Raw genomic sequence first — 18,998 nt, 5'->3', positions numbered from 1 at the left:
TTAAATTTCCTTTTGGATGATTATTTCATTTTTAGCGTTGTCATACAATAGCTGAAGTATTTTTTCCTGTTTGTTTCCATAGGGCAACATTGTTATCAAAATGGAAAGTGAGTTATGGGAAACTATGCCCACTTGAACATCTATTTCTGCAACTGATTTTAGAAATGCCAGATCCATTTCAACAGCCCTTTCGATTTCAATCCTTCCAGATGTCGTGACGGGGGTTTGGTTAAGGGCACGTTCAGTATTTGAGTTGAATTGTTTGTTTGGGTATTGGGAATGGAACAACCCGTTTCCCCACCAATCAAACCTCTGTTCATTTTCCAATTCGTTACCGGATGTGTTTGATTCCACATTGCCCCCAAACATTGCTAAATATGCTGACTGAAGCAGTGTTTCTGTCATTGCTATGTCATTGCCCAATATAGTGATGTCACCACCACTTCCATTTTCCGCTAAGTTGAAATCTGTTGTCATTGTCCTCTACCTTGCGTTTTTCTTAAATTGACTGGAATTGGTGTGGGTCCCTCATTTGAAACATTTCCAACATGGCCGCCAGGGTCATTGATATCCATGGTTATACGGTTCTGTTGAATGGTTTCATTGGTCACCTTTGCGCTTTTCAATTCTGGACTTTCCAACGGTTTTTTTGGATTGTTCAGGTTCACTTCCGTTTCACCGGTCAGGTCACCTATCTTTTCCAGTCCCATGGAAGCCATCTTTCCTATCTTACCTGGGATTTTGGATAATAGGGTCAATAAAGCCTTCATTGGCATCAATAAGAACTTAAGGATGCTCTGGCCGATTTTTTTAAAGAATTCTTTAAAATCAAATTCTTTGAACCACTTAACAACACGGTCCCAAACTTTACCTATCCATGATGTAAATTTTTCCCATTGCTTACTAAACCATGCTATAATATCATCCCAATAGTAGAATATGGCAATCAATGCGGCTATTGCGGCTATAATCAACAATATTGGCCATAGCCCCAGATTGACCGCAACGGCAAACGCTGTTGAAGCTGCAGTGGCAACCCATGTGGCTGCTGTCATTATTCCCTGTACAATAGTATATGCGGCCAATGCAACTTTAAATACCACAAACGCAGCGGCCAACCATCCCAATATTTTCAATACTTGAATAGCTGTCTTAGCGTACTGCCTTATTGTTTTTTCACTGGTGGTAAGTTCGCTTTCGGCCTTTGCTGTTCCGCTGGCCATGGAAAGCATTTCAGTGGCAACCATAACAACATTCTTGATGGTGTCAGAATATGGTCCCTTTCCATTGTCCAATGATAAAATAAACCCCTCATAAGCAGATTTGAGAATGGTTGTTTTACCTGTCAAGGTATCCAACTGCTTTTCTGCCATTTTTTGTGCAGTGCTACCAGCTTCACCAAGGGCACTGTTAAGCTTAAGTGTTTTATCCGTTCCAGATACAAATGTGGCAAAAGCCGCAACGGATCGTTTATCTGTAAGCTCCAACATCTTGGCCAATGGGGTTCCCCTTGCATCCAATTCTTTCAGTCCAGCAACCAAACTAGGCAAATCCTTTACCGGTCTGCCCAATGATTTGGCCAACTTACCATTACTGTCCGCAAGGTTCAATAGTATGTTTCTGGTAGCTGTGGCTGCACTACTGGCATCAAATCCACTGTCTGCCAAACTACCTAACAGGGCGGTCACTTCTTCAACCTCAAATCCAAACTTTGAAGCAACCGGGGCGACAATGGACATGGCCGTATTTAAAAACTCCATGTTAAGTGCGGACTTTGACGTACTTGCTGCAAATACATCCGCTATCCTAGAAGCTTCTGAAGCTTCATAGTTGAATGCCCTCAAAGTTGAACCCACCTGCATTGCTGCCTGTGACAATTCCGTTTTTGTTGCAGCTGCAAGGGCCAGTGTGGAATCTGTTACCTTTAAGATTTCTTTTTCGGTAAATCCTAGTTTGGCGTATTCCGTTTGAAGTCCTGCAACCTCGCCTGCTGTAAAGGCTGTAGTTGCACCCAGACGCTGTGAACTTTTTTGAAGTTCTGCGGTCTGTTCTATATTGACATCAAGGACAGAAGCTAGGTTGGCATTGGCTTGTTCATAGTCGGCCATTATCATTATGGCTCCACCAAGTGCGCCAACCAATGCAGCTCCACCTAAATATGCCCCAAATGAACCTACAGAACGCTTCATCCTGTTAAGGGATTTGGTGAACCGTGCATCCAAACGACGAACCGCCGATATTCCGTTTTTTGAATATTTACGGACACCGGCGGTCATTTTTCTTAGCACATGGCTAGTTTTGTCAACCGCCTTAAATTCTGCTGGTATTTTAACGGTTGCTGGCATTTATTTTCTCTTATTTTTTAATCTGTTCGCATAATCTTCAGATTCTTTTGCTTGTTCTTTCGCATCATTGTACCAATACACCAAACCAAAAAAATCATAATCGTCCAGATATAGTTCATCAATTTGTTTGGGTGGCCATTTAAAGTACCGTGCAACGGTCTTTATCAATACATCCGTATCCTTTAATGTCCACCCGTCTAAAAAACCGAACAGACCTGCTGGATGGTATCATAATCGTCACGATCCAATAAGTCAAGTTCCTTAATGCTCATTTGGGTAATGTACGCAGCGTACCTAAGAGAAAACTTCCCAACATCCTTTTGAACCTCAAGACCACTCATAATGTTGGCTTTGTCTGAAGGTCTTATTCTACTCCTGAAAGTCACCTCTTTTACAGAAGTTTCATCATCACCGGTGGTAAGTGGTTTTCTTAATGTCAATGTTGGATGGTCCTTATCATCGAATGTCAAAAATCCATCCTGAATTGCTTCAATGGCATCAATATAATCTTCTTTGATGTCCATTTCGGAAATTTCGCCACGTCTAAGTTCTTTAGCTTTGAACTTCTTTAAAAATTTGGTGAACGCTTCTATGGCCACCTTTTCATCAACTTTTTTCATTTTATTTTAATTAATTTTCAATAGGCAACATCTTTCCACCACCTGCTACTTTCAGGCTCATTTGGGAATTATTGGTATCAACCTTGATATCCCCTACAGGTTTACCCTTACCCTTAAATACTTTTCCAAAAACCATAGTAACAGTAACCACTGAAAGTTCAGGAGAAGCTGCTAGGTTTGGAATGTTTTCAAGGGAAGTCTTATCAGTAAAATTTATTACCAATGGGCCTTCCATAGACCATCTTTTACGGTTTATGGAATCAATCATTTCACCGGCTCCGGTGACTGCATCATCATCATCATTTGACCTCAATCCACCTGGGTCAAAAGTGAAAGCTTCGTTTCCCTTGGTTTCACATCTTATTGTGCCCAAAGTTGGGTGTTTGAACACTACTTCTTCTATATCACCACCAGTGTACATATCTTGAATTTTTATTGATTAACAATTATTTTAAAACCCCGCTTCCACATCGGTTGATTCAATACGGGCAACACCGGTCCTTTTGTACCTGAAGAATGTTTCAAAGCGATTAGGGTTGGTGGTACTTACCTGCACAATCAAACTTGATACTGAAAATTCAGGTTCATTGATCAGTGCCCTAACAGCTAAATCAGAAAAGAATTCTTCCAAAATCGCCTTCCATTCCTTTGGTTTGATTGCTTTGGTGGCACTGGTGACCTGATTGTCCTTGACCAAAACATGGTCTTTTACATACAATTCTTCCAATAACCTGTAAGCAAAGGCTAAATTCCAATCCAAATTGAGGTTTCGGGCATAGTTGTACTGTAATGGATCTTCACCATCAACATGGTATGTTGAAACAAAATCCTGAACAACATAATTGCCATCCTTAAGGATTACGGTTGAAGAACCTTCCTTTAACAATAGGTCACGGGTTGCATAGTCGGCCATATCACCAATAAGCCCATTGGATGGTACGGGCATATCAGGATACGCCATGTTGTTAATGTCCAACTCTGGATTGTCCTGCATGGTCCTTGCAAAAAGATATGCTGCATTTGCGGCTGCTTCCCATGGAAAACCATCGGATTTTGGAGCAGGACAATGAACATTTGTTACTTGATCCCTTCTAGCGGCTGCATCGGTGATTGCAATGATATCATCCTTATCATCCAACACTGAGCCAAAAAGAGCAACAAAAGGTTTAAATATTTGACCACTATACCTACCAGTTGGGTTTTCTGGATCAGGAAGGCCGTTGAAGGTTTCCAGGGCATCAAAAGTAGCCGCACCATAAGGGTTGATAACAATAGTATGCCATTGTTCCCCAAATTGGTCCAATGCTCCTGAAATATCAACAGCACCCGCACCTGCGGTTTCATCCGTCATGCTATAGGACACACCTGCAGCATTGTTAAATGTGATTTTGGATTTAAGAGATGCGCTTGTTGTTCCCTTCCATTTAGTAGTCAAGGTCACAACACCGGCCAAATTAGAAGCAATAACTGGGCTGCCCAAAACAGAATTGATGGCATCCACAATTTTAGCCGCCACCGCGGTGGCGGTGTCACCTATGGCAACCGTATACTTATATTCCTGAAAATCCAAAGATGAACGGCCAGCAATATAAATGGTGTGTACAGCATTAGCCGTAGCGGTTCCGGTAACGGTCCATTCCTGTTCCGTTGCTGTGGCACCTGCATCAGCTGCCTGTGGAAATGCTACGGTGGGAATACCCCCAACACCATCACTTGAAACAGGGCGCAATATTCTGAATATTTGGTGTAATGGGCTTCCATAACCATATCTTTCAGCGGCTTCTTTTGCTGAAGTTATTTCATAACCATCAGTATCCAACCCGCTTTGGTTGGCATCATTTGCCTCACCAAAAACAGCTATTCGCTGTGGAAGGTTAGGGGTATTGTTATCAAAAAACCCCTTCTTAAGTTTATATCCGGATGTTCTGGATCTTCTTTCCAAACCAACGGCAGTAGATATTGCTGTCATAACCTTTTAAGTTTTGTATTAATCGTTTTCTAATATGTATTTGAACCCTTTATCAGTTTCTTCAAGCTTGACTTGGGTATCATTTCCAAGCAGTTGTGTACTTTCCCATAAATCTTGGTTTTCAACTACCTTCACCTCAAAATTCAATCGCATCATACGTACATAGGCGGCATCTTGTACATTCTCTAAATCATACACTTGAAACCCTGTAACATAGGTTCCCCCTATGGTTGTAGAGGGAAGTAACAATGTTTTGTGTTTGGTATGGGAAAGTATATATCTAATCCAACCGATGATTTTTTGCACCAGTTTTTGACTCAACTTATCCCCCTTATCATCCTGATTTGATTTGGCCGTGCCATAAACATCAACATTGAACCTTACGGGTCCGTTGGATGATGATGGGTTGAAGCCTTCATAGGTTGCATTATCCAAAAGAACATTCACCATTACACCTTCTGACTTATCATATGGTGTTGTACGTTCATGGTAAACATCCATATTTTCAGTCAAGCCGTGAAGTGTTTTTTGATTGACCAGTTCAATAGTCAAAATGGCACCAATCTGTTCGCCAACAACTTCAAAAGCTTGTTTAGGAATTGTTTCTGTTATTATAGCCATGTTCTAATTTTGAAAATCACCTAAAATGCAAACAATACCCCCAACGGTTTCATCTGGAAAAGTCTGTTCAATAATGTAATTTTTTACCTGGCCAGTACTATCCGGATAATCCACTCTCCATTTAAAAAGATTAACTTCACCACTAGCGTTTCTGGTTTGGATTCCCAGGTCAACCAAACTTGATTCAACAATACATATATGAGCGTTCTTACTGTTTATTGGGTTGCCATCACTGTCAAAATTGATGTGGTGCTTACTGGCAGACCCTTTAACTTCGTATGATGTTACCCCATCCGGGGTTTTTAAAACTATGTCCTCATAAAATCCACCACCTTCAATGAATCGTTTGAAATCAGCGCGGGCAGCGGCTAAAATTTTTCCAGTGGACATAGTGAGTTAATTACTTCTTGGCAGCTTCGGCTTCAGCTTTTTTAGCCTCTTCTTCCTTCTTCTTGGCAGCTTCGGCTTCAGCTTTTTTAGCCTCTTCTTCCTTCTTCTTGGCAGCTTCGGCTTCAGCTTTTTTAGCCTCTTCTTCCTTCTTCTTGGCAGCTTCTACACTGGATTTTGATTTTTTCCATTCCTCAACCTCTTTCTTTGAAGCTTGAACAATGTAACCCTCATTCAAAAGGGTTTTAACGTTGCCGGCCAATTGTTCTTCTGAAACCAATTCACCTGCCTTTGCGATTTTGTCGCCCTTCAACATATGGGCAATTACATTGATTTTATACATGACTCTGAGTGTTTTGTTGCGGGGATCGGACTCGAACCGATGACCTGCGGGTTATGAGCCCACCGAGCTACCTACTGCTCTACCCCACGATTTTAACACCCCCTTTATAGCCCCATTAATCGGGGCTTTGAGGGTGTTAGATTGACCTATTCAGACGGTTCAATATATTTTTGTTGTGTGTCTGGTTTATAGTACTTTGGAAGTGTTGCGCCATTATCCGATGTCACAAAACAATATTCTTGTAAATTAAACTCGGGACCATATATGAAGATGGCAGTAGTACCTTCAATTTCATCCAAAATTTGATTTCCAAAGCTATAAAATAGAGTTTTTGTATTGACCCCTAAACCTTGACAGACCCATATATCATCTTGCGTAACATATCGGTTAATCAACACTAAATTCTTGGGGTTTTCAGGTTTTGCATCATCTGGAAGATTTACTTGGAAACTAAAGCCTTCATCAATAGACGCCCCATCTTGAATTTCACTATCCAAGATGTTCTGGGGTTGAATAAAAGCTGTTTCTTTTTCTTCAGAAAATGGTTGTTGACTTGCAAATGTTGCTGTGGAAACAAGGCAAATTGCAATCAACGCAATGGTAAATAATCTAAGTGTTTTCATTTTTTTGGTTTTTGTTTTTGATGTCAACACAACTGTTGTTTTTGATTGAGAAAAAAGACCCCTTTAAAAACCTCACATCAAGGGGTCTTTTCAGCTATTGAAAATGAATACTATTCTGTTACTTGGATTGTGTAAATTCTATCAATGCTCACGGGCAATGCTAAAGGCTTAGAATACACCTTAAACAAGTGGGCAAAGTTGCGTTGATCTACATAGTTATACGTGTTGTATTCAGCTTCCACCAATTGAACAAATTCCTCATATTGTCCATTGTTGACCACTCGCATTGGTTGTGGAAGGGCTGCGTGTGATGTGCATCCCTTAAAGTCTGATGGCAACATAACCACCTTGTCATTATCCAACATCTTGATGTAGTTTCCAGACTCATCTTCATAGAACTCATTATAAGTCCAAATGTTAAACAAGAAATCATCTCCACTAATCTGTCCGTGGAATGACAATCCGGTGGCATCGTTCAATTCAGGTCTGTTCAATTCACCACGGTTAATTCTCCTGTTTTCCAACATCGCCTTAACCTTGGTGTCAGCAATCAACAACCTAAATGCGTCACGACCACAAATCACATCAATTTCATTGGTTGCGGACTTTCCAACTTGTCTTAGAAACTCCCCACCTGTAGAAAGATCTTTGATGATATCCGCTGTGGTTCCGCCCCAAACATTATTTCCGGTCAAAGCCTCTAGGGAATCAGCCTTTCTTTTAAAGTCAACCGTTGCCCATTTGTCAAATGTTACAATACCTGTTTGTAGAACTTGGGCGCGTTGTCTTTCCTTTGAACTTTCAATCTTATTTCTAAGAATTGTAAGTTTCTTCATTGCTTCGGAAGCCATGTCCATGGTTTGGTTTTCAATCGGAATGTTTCCGGCACCAAACGTCACATCATAATACCTGGTCTTACTGAAATCAAAGAATTCTTTATACTCAGCTGGCTCAAAGAGCTTTTCAGTTGACTGATCAAACGTATTGTAATTACCTTCACTGTGCGGCAACACATCTGCAGCAATTTTTTTGCTGTTCCGTTCAACCTCAATACCAACCAATTTACTTTTACTGGTTTTGGTTGGAAACCAGGCACCAAACCCAGCCTTTGGGGTGACCATATCACTGAATGTCTCAATGATACTTTGGGTTAAAATTCTCCTATGCTGTACAATTGGTATCATTAGTTGTCAAATTTTGTGTTACTAATTCCGCTTACAAGTTCAAATCCAAGACCCTTGAGAATATCCCCTACAGTTTTGCCTGCATTCAAGGGAACAGTGTCTAAGGTCACACCGGCTGGTAAAATCAAATGATCTGTATTGATTGTACCACCGTGGCAATATTGGCTGTTATCATCAGCGTTGTCAGCTAATGTTTTCTTGGTTGTATTACTGATAACACCAATAATGTTTACCAATCCAGATGTATCAACAGAAATATCGGGAACAACAGCCTTGGTTGGGTTGGAAGCATCTCTAACCACTACCAACCCCGGGACCAACTCATAATCATCACCAGTATCATTATTGAAAATGATGTCGGCAAATTTGTTGTCAAACAAAAAGATGTGCTTGAACTCAATGTCCATGAAGCTTTTACTTGCTGTCTGATCTCTTTGGGTGAATTCTTCCATGGCCTACGCTGTTTTTTTAAGGTGATCTTTGATTGAGTTCCCCAACGCATCTTCCTCCTGCTTTTGAATAGCTTCATCTGCGTTGGTGGTTGGTTTTGTTTCAGGTGTGCTCACCCCTTTGGATGAATCTTGTTCAAGGTTGTTCAACCCCTGTTTTGCAGTTGCGGCAACCAAAAGTTCTTCACGCTTGGTTGCAGAAATTTCTTCACCGCTTTTTATTCCTTCAACCACGATTTTTTGATCGGTTCCCAAATGGGCCAACCATGAACCGGTACGGTCTTTTTCAGCGGCAACACCAGCATTAAATATGCTATTATATGTAGCTGGGTGATTTTGCTTTAGTTCCTCTACAGTCATTGTTTTGGATTTTTGATTAATATTAGATTTTGACCGCATGGTCGTATTTGAATTTTTAAATGCACTGTCAACCATTTGGTCAAAAGTCATAAACCCATCTATGAAAGAACCAACACCATCTTTTGCAAAAACATGATGGCCATCATCAAATTTGGTCCCCTTTAAAACGGGTCTGTTTTTTACTATTTGTTTGAGAAATTTTTGATTGACAGGGTCCAATAAATCATTGATGATAATTTCATAATCATCATTATTCAATGCTTGTTCAAAGCTTTCATTCTTTCTAATGGATTTTGTGGCATATAGACGTATATGTTTGACTCCTTCGGGGTCCTCTGTGTTGGCTGATCTACCATCAAACTGTATCATGGTACCACAGCTTCCAACGATGTTCATCTTATCAGCGGCGTGAATGGAACGGCAAGCGGTAAGTATCCCAAAAGCTGCGGATGCGGCCATTCCACCTTTTTCAATATGTCCATAAACCGGTTTATCAGCGTCAATTTCTAAAATAGTATCTGCTAGTATGTCAACAGCTGAAGATGCTCCACCACCGGAATCAGTATGAACAATAAAAGACTTGATTCTGTCATCCTTTGCCATTCTCATCATCATGGCTGAAAGGTCTACCATACCATAAGATGACATACCTCCTTTTCTGGTGATTGGACCATCTAGCCTTATCAGGCCAACACCTTCAAAATCTTCATTGTTGTCTAGTTGGTAAGGTCTTTGGATTAATCTTTTTCCTTGGGTTTTTGAAACTACAAATGGACTATTGAACTTAGTTTCGGGGATCTCAAGGGAAACCCCGTTTTGAAAATCCTTTAGCAGTGAACCATAGGCTTGATAAGAAAAGAAGTCCATGTTCCATGGTTGCCCATATACTTCACGTGCCAATGCTACATTCATAGTGCTCAATCGGTTTTATTTCCGATTGATCAAAACTATATCTGGATGCAGCTTATAAAAATAAGTTAGTGTTGGATGCCAAACAGTATTGAAATGGTTGGGTCCTATATTCCACAAAAACAGCTTTCTCCCTCATCACTAAAAACCTCTATCTGATTTGTTATGCTGGCCATGGAAATCAAATCATCTATACTTAAATTATTTCTAAAAAATCTATTGTCGTATTTTCTTTCCATATCCCTGTACCAATCAATACAATCAACTCCATAACGGATGGATTTGATTAAATTTTTTTCACTTTTTTTCCAGCACAGTTGGCAATTACCATAGTTGGAGTTGATTTTTAACTTAAACGGTTGATTGTTCCAAAACCTATTTAATTCCCTTAACGGGATTGGTTGTTCAAAATCAGTAAGCAAAGGGGCTATTAAGTCGGTTTTTTGTTCCAATGCTGAAATTGTTATCCTTTTTGGCATATCTTCAAACCTGTATCCAATTGCTTTAATATAATTTGGGGTTCCAAACACATCAGTTGCAAATTTGTGGATTGGGCGGGTTTTTAAATATGATGAACAATATGGGGTTGCTTGATTGGGGACACCGGTCCATTTGATTTTATTTAATTGCTCTATGGCTCCTGTAAATGGACCTGAACTCATATCCAAATTTTCAAAGTCAACAATTTTATAGCTTACACCAACTCCAAGTTCGTTGGAGTATAATCCTTCAATTAAAACCAAAGGAATTCCCCAATGATCAACCAAATCCCTTAGAAACTGAATGGTTTCGGGGCGTTCCTGTCCTGTATTGGCAAAAACATATAGTTTTTCAAAATCTGAATATTTAGGGCTGGTTTGGATGTGTCTGGCCATCATCGCTGATGATCTACCCCCACTAACAGAAATAAGTAATTGTTTTTTCATATCAACTGACCAATTCAACATACTCAGCCCAAGTTATGGAACGAATATTCTTTTCGGATTTTACAAAAAGATCCAACCACACATATCTAGCGGCTAAGTTGTATACCCTAACATCCCAAAAGTGGTTAAGACTTTGATTGTTTTTCTTTTCCCACTTGAAACCAACTACATTTCCGTCCCTGATCTCTTCAACCCTTCGCTCACCTTCAAAATGTTGGAAAAAGCTTGTCATGGTATACTTACCATCCGTTGGTTGGGGAAAGTTCATAAACCCAGGTGGTTGATAATCATCATTGCCTTTTTTTAGTTTTATGTAGCTGCTCAATTCATCTTTAAGTTGGTTTACCTCAAGCAAATAAAGCGTGTTTACTTCCCTGGACAACTTAACCATAGGGGTATCCTTTAAAACACTTCTATATTTGATATCACCTTCCCCTTTGATGCCAAAAATAACCCTATCGTGAATGCTGTCTATGAACTGAAACGCAAGTCTTGTAAAGTACCCGGTATCAATTAGGGTCACCAAAGCGGACATTGTACCCTCTCCACTTTCTGTTGGCCATTCTTTTCTAATCAACTTTTCAAAAATTGGCCACACACTGTTAAGATACCCATGATTATAGGTATACTTTTCCCTGTCACCATCTGTATTTCTTTCAAATTCTGTTTTATCGCGATCACGCTTAAAGGTTCCAATACTTCCATGATCAACGGAATAAGTGGCACCAGATTTAGAATGTGCAACCAACTCCCAATCCAACCGAACATCCTCTTTTCTATCTGTCATTATTCCATTAAGGTCACACGCCAATGTCAACATGATTATTGGGCCATTGCCTTGGGCTTCACTAGTTAGGTCCGGGACCACTCCGGGAAGATATTGACAGGTGTTTTTCATCAACTCATTTACCCTTGGAGTTTCTCCGGTTTCTTTCCAAGTTTGGCCTAACCTGATGTTTTTAAATGTCTTTAATTTACCAGTATCGACAACTCCATTTTGCGGGTTGGCATCAATCCATTCATAAACCAAATCAACCCAACTTGTAAATCCAGGGGGGATTATGAGTGCGTTTAAATAGTAACTTCTAATCTGGGGTCTTTTTGGTTTCGCGGTTGGAATCCACTTACCTTTTAAGTTTAAACTGTATTTTTGTTTTTGATCGATTTTACCACGGCATAATTGGCACTCATAGTGTACACTATCCTCCTTAAGTGATCCTGAATCATCAAGTTCATATTTGATGCCACCATAGGTTTTATCATCTCGTTTGACCCTCCATTCAACAGCAATCCAGCCTTCACAATGGGGACACTGCCAATGCCATTTTCTTTGATCCCCTTGGTTATAAATTGGTTCAATGTTGGAAGTTTGTTCTACAGCTGGGGTAGATATATAAAACTTCTTCGATGTGTTTCCATATGATGTTGCCCTTCCTTCAACCAATTTTTGTGTAGAACCTTCCTTTTTATCGTCACGGGGGGCGGCTTCCCAATCATCAGCAAAAATATATTTAACGGAAAATTGCCGCATTTTATCCGCGTTCTTGGTTCCCTGCATGATTAACTGGCCCCCTGCAAATTCTTTTCCTGTTGATGTATCACCTGTGCGTTGGTTTCTTTTTCTAACAACGTTTGGTCTGATTAAATGGGAAATTCCAGCACTTTCTATAATAGGATCCAAACGGGTTTCGATTGAGTTTTTACCAAGTTCCTTATCACCGGCCATAAATAATATTGGGGCAGGGGTTTCAGAAATTATATAACATATTCCAGGTATAATTACCCCTTGTGTTAGCCCGGATTGGGCGCATTTCATTACAGCAACGGTTTCAACTGGATTTGTTGGACTAAGATTATCAATTATTTCACGGGTATATGGTGATCTATCATAGCTGAAGGGACCAACATACCTGGAAACATCGGATCCTAATTTTACATTTGCTTCGGTCCAATCACTTGGTAGTGGTTTTTCTACTCTGAAATCAAATATTTTTTCATGTATTCCGTGATATGCTTGTTGAATGGTTGTTGTGTGTACTTGGAACATAATTCAAAATATTTTTTGGTGCCTACATTGGGCACAATACCATAAATCCAGTTTTTTACCCCCTTTAGTGGTGTTGGGAAGGCCGTTTGCAATCTTTCTAAAAGCCTTTATATTACACTTTGGGCATGTACTATATTTATCCAAACTATTTTCTCTCTCCCCTGTTTCTGACTTCAGCATAATCTTTAATTGCTTGATTAACCTCAATAGCTGATTGAGATTTAGTTTCTTCTATTGCTTTTTGTAAATGTTTTCTCATTTGATCGGCCATCTCACTTAAGTGGGTTCTGTCACCTCCTAGTATTTCACAATAAGTGGATGCAATGTTTTCAGCTTCTGTTTCAAACGATCTAAAAACCGCTTGGATATTGACGGTCAAAATCTTTTCAACCAATTCAATGGGCATTAGTTTGCCCATCTTTCTTTGAATTTCTATACGCTTTAGCTCATTGTCTCTTTCAGATTTTTCTGCATCCGCTTGTTTCTTCCTTAGATCCAGGTTCCACCTGATAACTTCTTCCTGACTTGGTTCTGAAGCTGGGCGAACTTCCTTTGTTGGGGGTGGTGTAGGTTTTTCAACTGTGGGTTTAGTGGTTTTTTTTGGGGTAGGGTTCTTTGGTTTATCAATTTCAGTATCGTCAATTTTATCAAAATTCAACCCACGTCCATTGGTCTGTGATAAAATGTAAAGTTTGTTCAGTTCATAATCAGTGTCGATAAAATCCCCAGACTTAAATATTTTTTTTCGGCTGATGTGTTGCCTTATGGTTCCGTAACTCTTACCGATGGCTTTAGCAAAATCTTTAGGGGTTAACAACATCCTGTTACACTTGTTTTTATTGGGGTTTCGATGCTTTTTTTGAGTTGTAACACTTTATCGTGTTACACATGCTGTTACAGATATCAAAAGTGTGTCAAGCATGCTTTTTTCGGCGTGCGCAACGTATTCCGATGGGTATCTATTTGGTTTACAGTACCTTATACCCATTTCAATCAACACATTCAACTTCGTTAATTAATTCTTCTTCGCTGATGTTCAGTACTTTACATAAATCGTCAATCGTTTCTTTCATTACATAGGTTTGCTTGATATTCTTGATGCCCGTAGTATTCAATTTACATAACCAAACATTGATGTTTTCAAAGACATACTTATCCGGGTAGCTATCAACCATGAGCAGTGCCAGCTGCCTAATGTTATTGATGGTTTTCTCCCCTTCTTTTAACCTACGAGCATCTTCTAAAATTATAGCTCTTTTAATCCGTAGCTTGATTATACTCCCCATATCTAAAAAAGTTTTATAAAAAATTGGAAATCATTACCCCCCTGCCCCATAAAAATTAATGCCTTAGACTATCTCCATCCCATCTAATGACATTGAACATTTCAATAAGCCTATCACCAATACGCTCCCCATATCGTTCTTCAATTTCGGTTGGATGAAGATTTGTTGTCACATAGGTAATGGCCTTATTCCTATGCCTTTCAAAGAGAATGTCACCAAACAGTTCAAATTGGTTGAAACACTTATGTTCAGCCCCTAAATCGTCTATATAGAGCTTGTTTCTCTGATAATATTCTAGGTCAACAACGGTTTTGTTTCTACCCTTTGCTGAGTGCATAAATTCATTCACAAATCCGGGAGCGGAAATCTTTGTAAAACCAAAGGCATGGCGTTCATATTCCTCAAAAAGCTCTTTGTTGATATTGGTTAAAACATCAAAAAACATAGTTTTCCCAACCCCAACTGGACCATAGATAAAAAGCCCTTTTTTTAAACTCGCCTTGGATTCATTGGTAACCAAGTTGTATCTATCAAAATTTGGGTCGCCCATGAAATACCAAGCCAATGTTTTGATTATCTTGTTAACTTGATACTTCGGTTCAAGTAAACGGCTATGCTTCTCAAATAATCCATAAAAATCAATGCTGATCGCTTGTTTTTTCGACATCTCAGGATATTTGGAATATACCCCATGAACCGCTTTGACTTGATTATCACTTAACCCATCAGCATTGGCTTTCTTTTGGGTTAAATTCCTGATTGCATCTTGTGGTGTTTTTGGAATGAAACTCATAGATTCTGAAGTTTTTTATTTGTTTTGGTCTTTTCAGATGCCTTTACCGACTTACCATTTGCATTTTTTTGATATTCAGCAATCAGCCATCTGTTGAAATGCTTTTTATATCCCTTAAGGCTTTTTTCGGTTTCACCATCATTCCAAATCAGTTCATCAAACCTTTCCAATAATTCATCCAGCTTGGTAAGTGAAAATTGTTTGTTATATTCATTTTTCACGGTCCTGACAATTCCTTCTTTCCAAGTAATGGAGTTTTTTATTTCATTCTTCACTAAATCCAAATCAACCACTTCTTCAAATCCAATGGTCGTTTTTTCCCCCACACCCCCTTTTTCTTTATTAGTTATATATATATTATCATTATCATTTTCAATTGAAGGGTTCAACCTTTGGTTCAACCATTGGTTGAACCAAGATTCATATTTTTTATATATTTCTTTTTTTGATAAATAAGAGGTATCAATATCCATTAGCTTTGAACTAAGTAACTTCCAAACATCTGGGTCAAATGAGTGTTCTTTACGCTTAACCCTTATAAATACAGCTACTTTGGACTTTTTAGCTTGATTATCCAAATACTCTTTTCTACTATTTAGAACTGACTTCATTTTTGCATTTTCCAACCCACCGTTATCTGTCGGGTTGAACTTATGGTGTAACCATTGGTTGTACCCGTCAACAAACCTTTGGTATTCACTTATTTTTACCCCAGCTAGATCTGCTAAATCTTCAATGTTGTTTGGTAACACCTGTTTGTCTGCTTGGTGACATAAAAGGTTTATATACCAACCCCTAACATCTGCTGGCATTCCTTGGGTGCTGACCAACCATTCTTTATAATAGAATGGAAACGTAAAATCTTTATTCATTTCAATAGTTATTTTAATTCTAGTGCCAATAAAGCCACACTTTCATTTTATCATCCATTTGCATTAAAAAGGCTCTTACAGCCTTGTTTCTCCATGTTTCATTCAATTTCCAATCTTCCAGATTGCCTTCAAGGAAGATTGATTTTAAACGCCATACAGGTAACTCTTTGATGATGTCACCATATAGGGTTTTAGTGGTTGGACCAAAGGTTGAATTATCAAATGCCCCACTAGCCACATGCGATTCTACTGGAAGTTTGACCGGTTTACCATGCAATCTTTCTGTTTCAATTATCTTTTCAAATAACACCTCATCATAAGCGAATTGAAGCACATCCAATGACCTAAGTTCATTTGGTTTGTATTGGGGAAGTATTTTCAGTTTTAAAGCCATCAAATGAGTTTTAGATTATTTATTATGGCACTTAAAACATCCATTACAATGCTGTTTCCGGATTGTCTATAGATTTGAGTGTCGCTAACTGCTATCTTAAAATAATCTGGGAAACCCATCAGTCTTAAACATTCCCTTGGGGTAAATCTTCTAATTTTAAAAGATTGGCCACTATCATTGCTTATCAATACCCCGTGCCGGTCCTGTGAGGTCAAAGTAAAACTAACCTCACCATTGGTTTTAAACCTTCTTCCGTTTTGATCCTTATTTTTGATATCTGGAGAATTTACAGGGATACAAATACCTTGATTACATGAAGCATCAAGAGTTTGAGCAACCTTTTTACCTACTCTACCCCTTCTAGTTTTTGAATTTGGGTGTGAAAAATTGATTGAATCATACTCCGTTGCTTCTTCAAATCCTTTTGAATTGGCTGATTTAACCAACACACATGGTTTTTTTCTAATATCCGTACCACCCGAAGATCTAAGTGATGGTGCCTTAGAATCAATAACAACACCAGAATCTTTATTTTGCCATCTTACACATACAGGATGAGATATATATGTTTCCCCTTGATTATGAACTCCTTTACTATAGTTTGAGGTTATTGCAGTACTTATACCTTCCCCATCGCTAATGTTAAATCTATTTCTACCACGTTCTTTCTGACCTTTAAATAAGTATTGGACAGCTTTTTTAGTTAAAAAATATTTTTCATCAACCTCATCTTCAAGAATATCAATTAATTGCTTTTCTAATGTAATAGGACTAGGCCATTCAAATCTATTATTAACATCATCCCGGATACCAACAATAAAAACCCTTTCCCTGTTTTGGGGCACACCAAAATCAGTTGCGTTCAAAACCTTGATGTAGATGTGGTATGGTACAGCATCATCATGTGGAAACAATACCTGGTTGCCATCTATGCTTTTTCCACCCAATAGCTGTATCCATTTATTGAAAGTCCTTCCTATCGGATTCTTGGGGTCATTGGAATCTTTATCGTGGCTTAGAAGTCCTTTAACGTTCTCGAATAGGAAATACCTTGGTTTGTTCTTTTGGATGAACTCATGGCTGTTGTAGAACAGTATACCACGCTTATCACCCTCACCTTTTCGCTTTCCGGCAATGCTGAAAGCCTGGCGGGGTACTGTGCTGACATAAATGTCCAATGGATCCTTTGGTATATCCCTTTGGTACATATTGAACGGGAAGTAGAAACTGAAGGATTTGGCAAACTCATTTGCTTCATTCAGAAACCTGATATCATCAACTGTGGGCTCTTCTTCGCTCAATGCTATTTTCTTGACGCCATCAGCGTATTTTTTGTGTTGTTTGGTTCTGGCCAGCTTTAAATCTTCCACAGTGCCATAGTTGGCCAAATAGCTTATACGGGCATAGTAATCAAAGTCACATGCGAATTCTTCAGTATACTCTATTCCAAGGGCTTTTAATGCCTGTATAAAGGCACCTATTCCACTACAGTCACTTCCTACTTTTATCATTTCAAATTATTTACCAATTCTACCAATACATCACCATGGCATTTTTGAGGGTGGCACCAACAACCAAGAATCTTCCCTTTTAGCTCATGTAAATCTTTCAACAGATGTTTGCCTTTTCCATTGGTAATCCATTCCCTATATTGCTCAACAGCTTTTTCACGGGAGGTAACTTTGAATTTAGCCAAGGTCCCTTCTTTGTGAGAAAATGGATTTCCCCATTTACTTGGTCTACCTATATACACATCAAATGCTTCTTTTTTACAATGAACTACTTTGGTGTTTGTCATTATTATGATTTGAGTTTGTAATATTCAGTTACCAACCAAATAATGGTGCCTAGGCTTATAGCTATGGAAATAAGCAATAGCCAATCTCCCTTATGATATTTATACCACTTCATCAGTAAACCTTAAACCAGTTATCCGGGAACGCCTTATGGGAGTACTCTTTGAGTCCACAAATCATGCACTTCCTTCTATTGTGTTTTTTTTGATCATGACGTTTCCAGTAATGACCGAATATGTAGCAGAGTATTCTCATGGTTTATATATTTAAAGGTTTTACAAATCTGTTTGGAGCTTTGAATAATATGCTTTAGATATTTCTTCCCTAGATCTAACTGTACTTATGTGGCCTATTTCAAACTCCAATTTTTCTATTTCATAAAAAGCATCTATTTTTTCTTCATCACTCATTCTGCTCAAAGCATAGGGTTTCCAAAACTCTCCCATTGCCTTCATTAAGGTGTTGTGTTTTGCTCTACCTTCAAGCCTGGATTGCATACCAGCAATTTTCTTTCTATACCCCTTCTGATCTGATTTTGTCCAAAGCAAGGCCAATGATGCTTTTATTTTTGACTTTATGTCTTGCACCGAATAAATGTTGCTTTGGGAAATTTCTATAGCTAAGTATTCGGATATTTTATCTATATCATTCTCCATTGCTATTGTTTTATCAGATAAAAGCTCACATCCTTTTTTAACCAGCTTACCAAGGCCAGGTAAGTGTTCAACTTCAAATCCTTATAACTCCATACCCTTTGGAATATGGAAGAAGCTAATCCCATTTCCTTTGCACCTTGGATTTGGGTCTTTCCTTCCTTTCTCAATTTTATGAGCATGTCACGGTGTAGTTTTTCGTGGTCTAGTATCATATTAAGGTGTTTTACTATTGCTGAAGTGCAATAGCTACTTGTAACTTGGTGTAGTTCTTCAACTTAATTTCAGCCATGGCCGTATCAATTATTTGAGGTGCTAAACTTTCAAGTGATCCGTTTAGTGTGACTGTAAAAGCCCCCATATCAGTTGTTTCCTTGTTTGATGCACTATAAGTGACTCTGCAGGTTTTTTCTAACATATT

General features: G+C 38.8%; 25 protein-coding genes and 1 tRNA gene. All 26 read right to left on the bottom strand.

Annotated features, from left to right (window positions below):
• The gene (locus FG28_RS14655) at positions 1-477 is read right to left on the bottom strand and encodes a hypothetical protein (RefSeq protein ID WP_036384066.1); all 477 of its coding nucleotides are present in this window, start codon (positions 475-477) and stop codon (positions 1-3) included.
• The gene (locus FG28_RS14650; protein ID WP_036384063.1) at positions 474-2,345 is read right to left on the bottom strand and encodes a phage tail tape measure protein; all 1,872 of its coding nucleotides are present in this window, start codon (positions 2,343-2,345) and stop codon (positions 474-476) included. Before FG28_RS14650 ends, FG28_RS14655 begins: the two co-directional genes overlap by 4 nt.
• Positions 2,346-2,542: 197 nt before the next feature.
• On the bottom strand, positions 2,543-2,965 hold the full coding sequence (locus FG28_RS14645) for a phage tail assembly protein (RefSeq protein ID WP_036384060.1): 423 nt from the start codon (positions 2,963-2,965) through the stop codon (positions 2,543-2,545).
• A 10-nt stretch (positions 2,966-2,975) separates the two neighbouring features.
• Complete coding sequence (locus tag FG28_RS14640) at positions 2,976-3,386, bottom strand: hypothetical protein (protein ID WP_036384058.1); 411 nt, start codon at positions 3,384-3,386, stop codon at positions 2,976-2,978.
• 30 nt (positions 3,387-3,416) lie between these two features.
• A complete protein-coding gene (locus FG28_RS14635; RefSeq protein WP_036384055.1) occupies positions 3,417-4,934 on the bottom strand; it encodes a hypothetical protein in 1,518 nt (505 codons plus the stop codon).
• A gap of 18 nt (positions 4,935-4,952) precedes the next feature.
• Complete coding sequence (locus tag FG28_RS14630; RefSeq protein WP_036384052.1) at positions 4,953-5,555, bottom strand: hypothetical protein; 603 nt, start codon at positions 5,553-5,555, stop codon at positions 4,953-4,955.
• A 3-nt stretch (positions 5,556-5,558) separates the two neighbouring features.
• Complete coding sequence (locus FG28_RS14625; RefSeq protein WP_036384049.1) at positions 5,559-5,945, bottom strand: hypothetical protein; 387 nt, start codon at positions 5,943-5,945, stop codon at positions 5,559-5,561.
• A 10-nt stretch (positions 5,946-5,955) separates the two neighbouring features.
• Entirely contained in the window at positions 5,956-6,285 is a 330-nt protein-coding gene (locus FG28_RS20835) for a hypothetical protein (protein WP_197062606.1), read from the bottom strand.
• A 16-nt stretch (positions 6,286-6,301) separates the two neighbouring features.
• Positions 6,302-6,374 (bottom strand) — tRNA-Met (locus FG28_RS14615).
• A 57-nt stretch (positions 6,375-6,431) separates the two neighbouring features.
• Positions 6,432-6,908 (bottom strand): hypothetical protein, encoded by a 477-nt coding sequence (locus FG28_RS14610; protein WP_156102286.1) that lies wholly within the window; start codon positions 6,906-6,908, stop codon positions 6,432-6,434.
• A gap of 110 nt (positions 6,909-7,018) precedes the next feature.
• On the bottom strand, positions 7,019-8,092 hold the full coding sequence (locus FG28_RS14605; RefSeq protein WP_036384038.1) for a major capsid protein: 1,074 nt from the start codon (positions 8,090-8,092) through the stop codon (positions 7,019-7,021).
• Positions 8,092-8,544, bottom strand: coding sequence for a hypothetical protein (locus tag FG28_RS14600; RefSeq protein ID WP_036384035.1), 453 nt, complete (start codon positions 8,542-8,544; stop codon positions 8,092-8,094). The genes FG28_RS14605 and FG28_RS14600 overlap by 1 nt, the downstream gene beginning before the upstream one ends.
• Positions 8,545-8,547: 3 nt before the next feature.
• Complete coding sequence (locus tag FG28_RS14595; RefSeq protein WP_051947374.1) at positions 8,548-9,813, bottom strand: hypothetical protein; 1,266 nt, start codon at positions 9,811-9,813, stop codon at positions 8,548-8,550.
• Positions 9,814-9,917: 104 nt separating this feature from the next.
• Positions 9,918-10,577, bottom strand: coding sequence for a phosphoadenosine phosphosulfate reductase (locus FG28_RS14590; RefSeq protein ID WP_231562637.1), 660 nt, complete (start codon positions 10,575-10,577; stop codon positions 9,918-9,920).
• Between the two features lie 160 nt (positions 10,578-10,737).
• The gene (locus FG28_RS14585) at positions 10,738-12,783 is read right to left on the bottom strand and encodes a terminase gpA endonuclease subunit (protein WP_036384029.1); all 2,046 of its coding nucleotides are present in this window, start codon (positions 12,781-12,783) and stop codon (positions 10,738-10,740) included.
• Between the two features lie 145 nt (positions 12,784-12,928).
• The gene (locus FG28_RS14580) at positions 12,929-13,603 is read right to left on the bottom strand and encodes a hypothetical protein (RefSeq protein ID WP_036384026.1); all 675 of its coding nucleotides are present in this window, start codon (positions 13,601-13,603) and stop codon (positions 12,929-12,931) included.
• Between the two features lie 169 nt (positions 13,604-13,772).
• Positions 13,773-14,069 (bottom strand): hypothetical protein, encoded by a 297-nt coding sequence (locus FG28_RS14575; protein WP_036384024.1) that lies wholly within the window; start codon positions 14,067-14,069, stop codon positions 13,773-13,775.
• A gap of 55 nt (positions 14,070-14,124) precedes the next feature.
• Complete coding sequence (locus FG28_RS14570) at positions 14,125-14,862, bottom strand: DnaA ATPase domain-containing protein (protein ID WP_036384021.1); 738 nt, start codon at positions 14,860-14,862, stop codon at positions 14,125-14,127.
• Positions 14,859-15,734 carry a DUF1376 domain-containing protein gene (locus tag FG28_RS14565; RefSeq protein WP_036384018.1) on the bottom strand — a complete coding sequence of 292 codons (876 nt, stop codon included), beginning with the start codon at positions 15,732-15,734 and terminating at the stop codon, positions 14,859-14,861. The genes FG28_RS14570 and FG28_RS14565 overlap by 4 nt, the downstream gene beginning before the upstream one ends.
• Positions 15,735-15,753: 19 nt before the next feature.
• On the bottom strand, positions 15,754-16,128 hold the full coding sequence (locus tag FG28_RS14560; protein ID WP_036384015.1) for a hypothetical protein: 375 nt from the start codon (positions 16,126-16,128) through the stop codon (positions 15,754-15,756).
• Positions 16,128-17,639, bottom strand: coding sequence for a DNA (cytosine-5-)-methyltransferase (dcm, locus tag FG28_RS14555; protein ID WP_036384012.1), 1,512 nt, complete (start codon positions 17,637-17,639; stop codon positions 16,128-16,130). The genes FG28_RS14560 and dcm overlap by 1 nt, the downstream gene beginning before the upstream one ends.
• Complete coding sequence (locus FG28_RS14550; protein ID WP_036384005.1) at positions 17,636-17,926, bottom strand: DUF4326 domain-containing protein; 291 nt, start codon at positions 17,924-17,926, stop codon at positions 17,636-17,638. Before FG28_RS14550 ends, dcm begins: the two co-directional genes overlap by 4 nt.
• 112 nt (positions 17,927-18,038) lie before the next feature.
• Positions 18,039-18,179, bottom strand: a complete 141-nt coding sequence (locus tag FG28_RS21135) for a DUF1660 family phage protein (protein ID WP_156102285.1) — start codon at positions 18,177-18,179, stop codon at positions 18,039-18,041.
• A 20-nt stretch (positions 18,180-18,199) separates the two neighbouring features.
• Positions 18,200-18,580, bottom strand: coding sequence for a hypothetical protein (locus FG28_RS14545; RefSeq protein WP_036384002.1), 381 nt, complete (start codon positions 18,578-18,580; stop codon positions 18,200-18,202).
• 2 nt (positions 18,581-18,582) lie between these two features.
• Positions 18,583-18,792, bottom strand: a complete 210-nt coding sequence (locus tag FG28_RS14540) for a hypothetical protein (RefSeq protein WP_036384000.1) — start codon at positions 18,790-18,792, stop codon at positions 18,583-18,585.
• A 14-nt stretch (positions 18,793-18,806) separates the two neighbouring features.
• On the bottom strand, positions 18,807-18,995 hold the full coding sequence (locus FG28_RS14535) for a hypothetical protein (protein WP_036383997.1): 189 nt from the start codon (positions 18,993-18,995) through the stop codon (positions 18,807-18,809).
• Between the last annotated feature and the right edge of the window lie 3 nt (positions 18,996-18,998).

It is taken from the genome of Muricauda sp. MAR_2010_75, from assembly GCF_000745185.1.
GTDB lineage: Bacteria > Bacteroidota > Bacteroidia > Flavobacteriales > Flavobacteriaceae > Flagellimonas.
The sequence above is the reverse complement of the archived record's forward strand: the minus strand, read 5'-3'. Positions and strand labels throughout refer to the sequence as shown.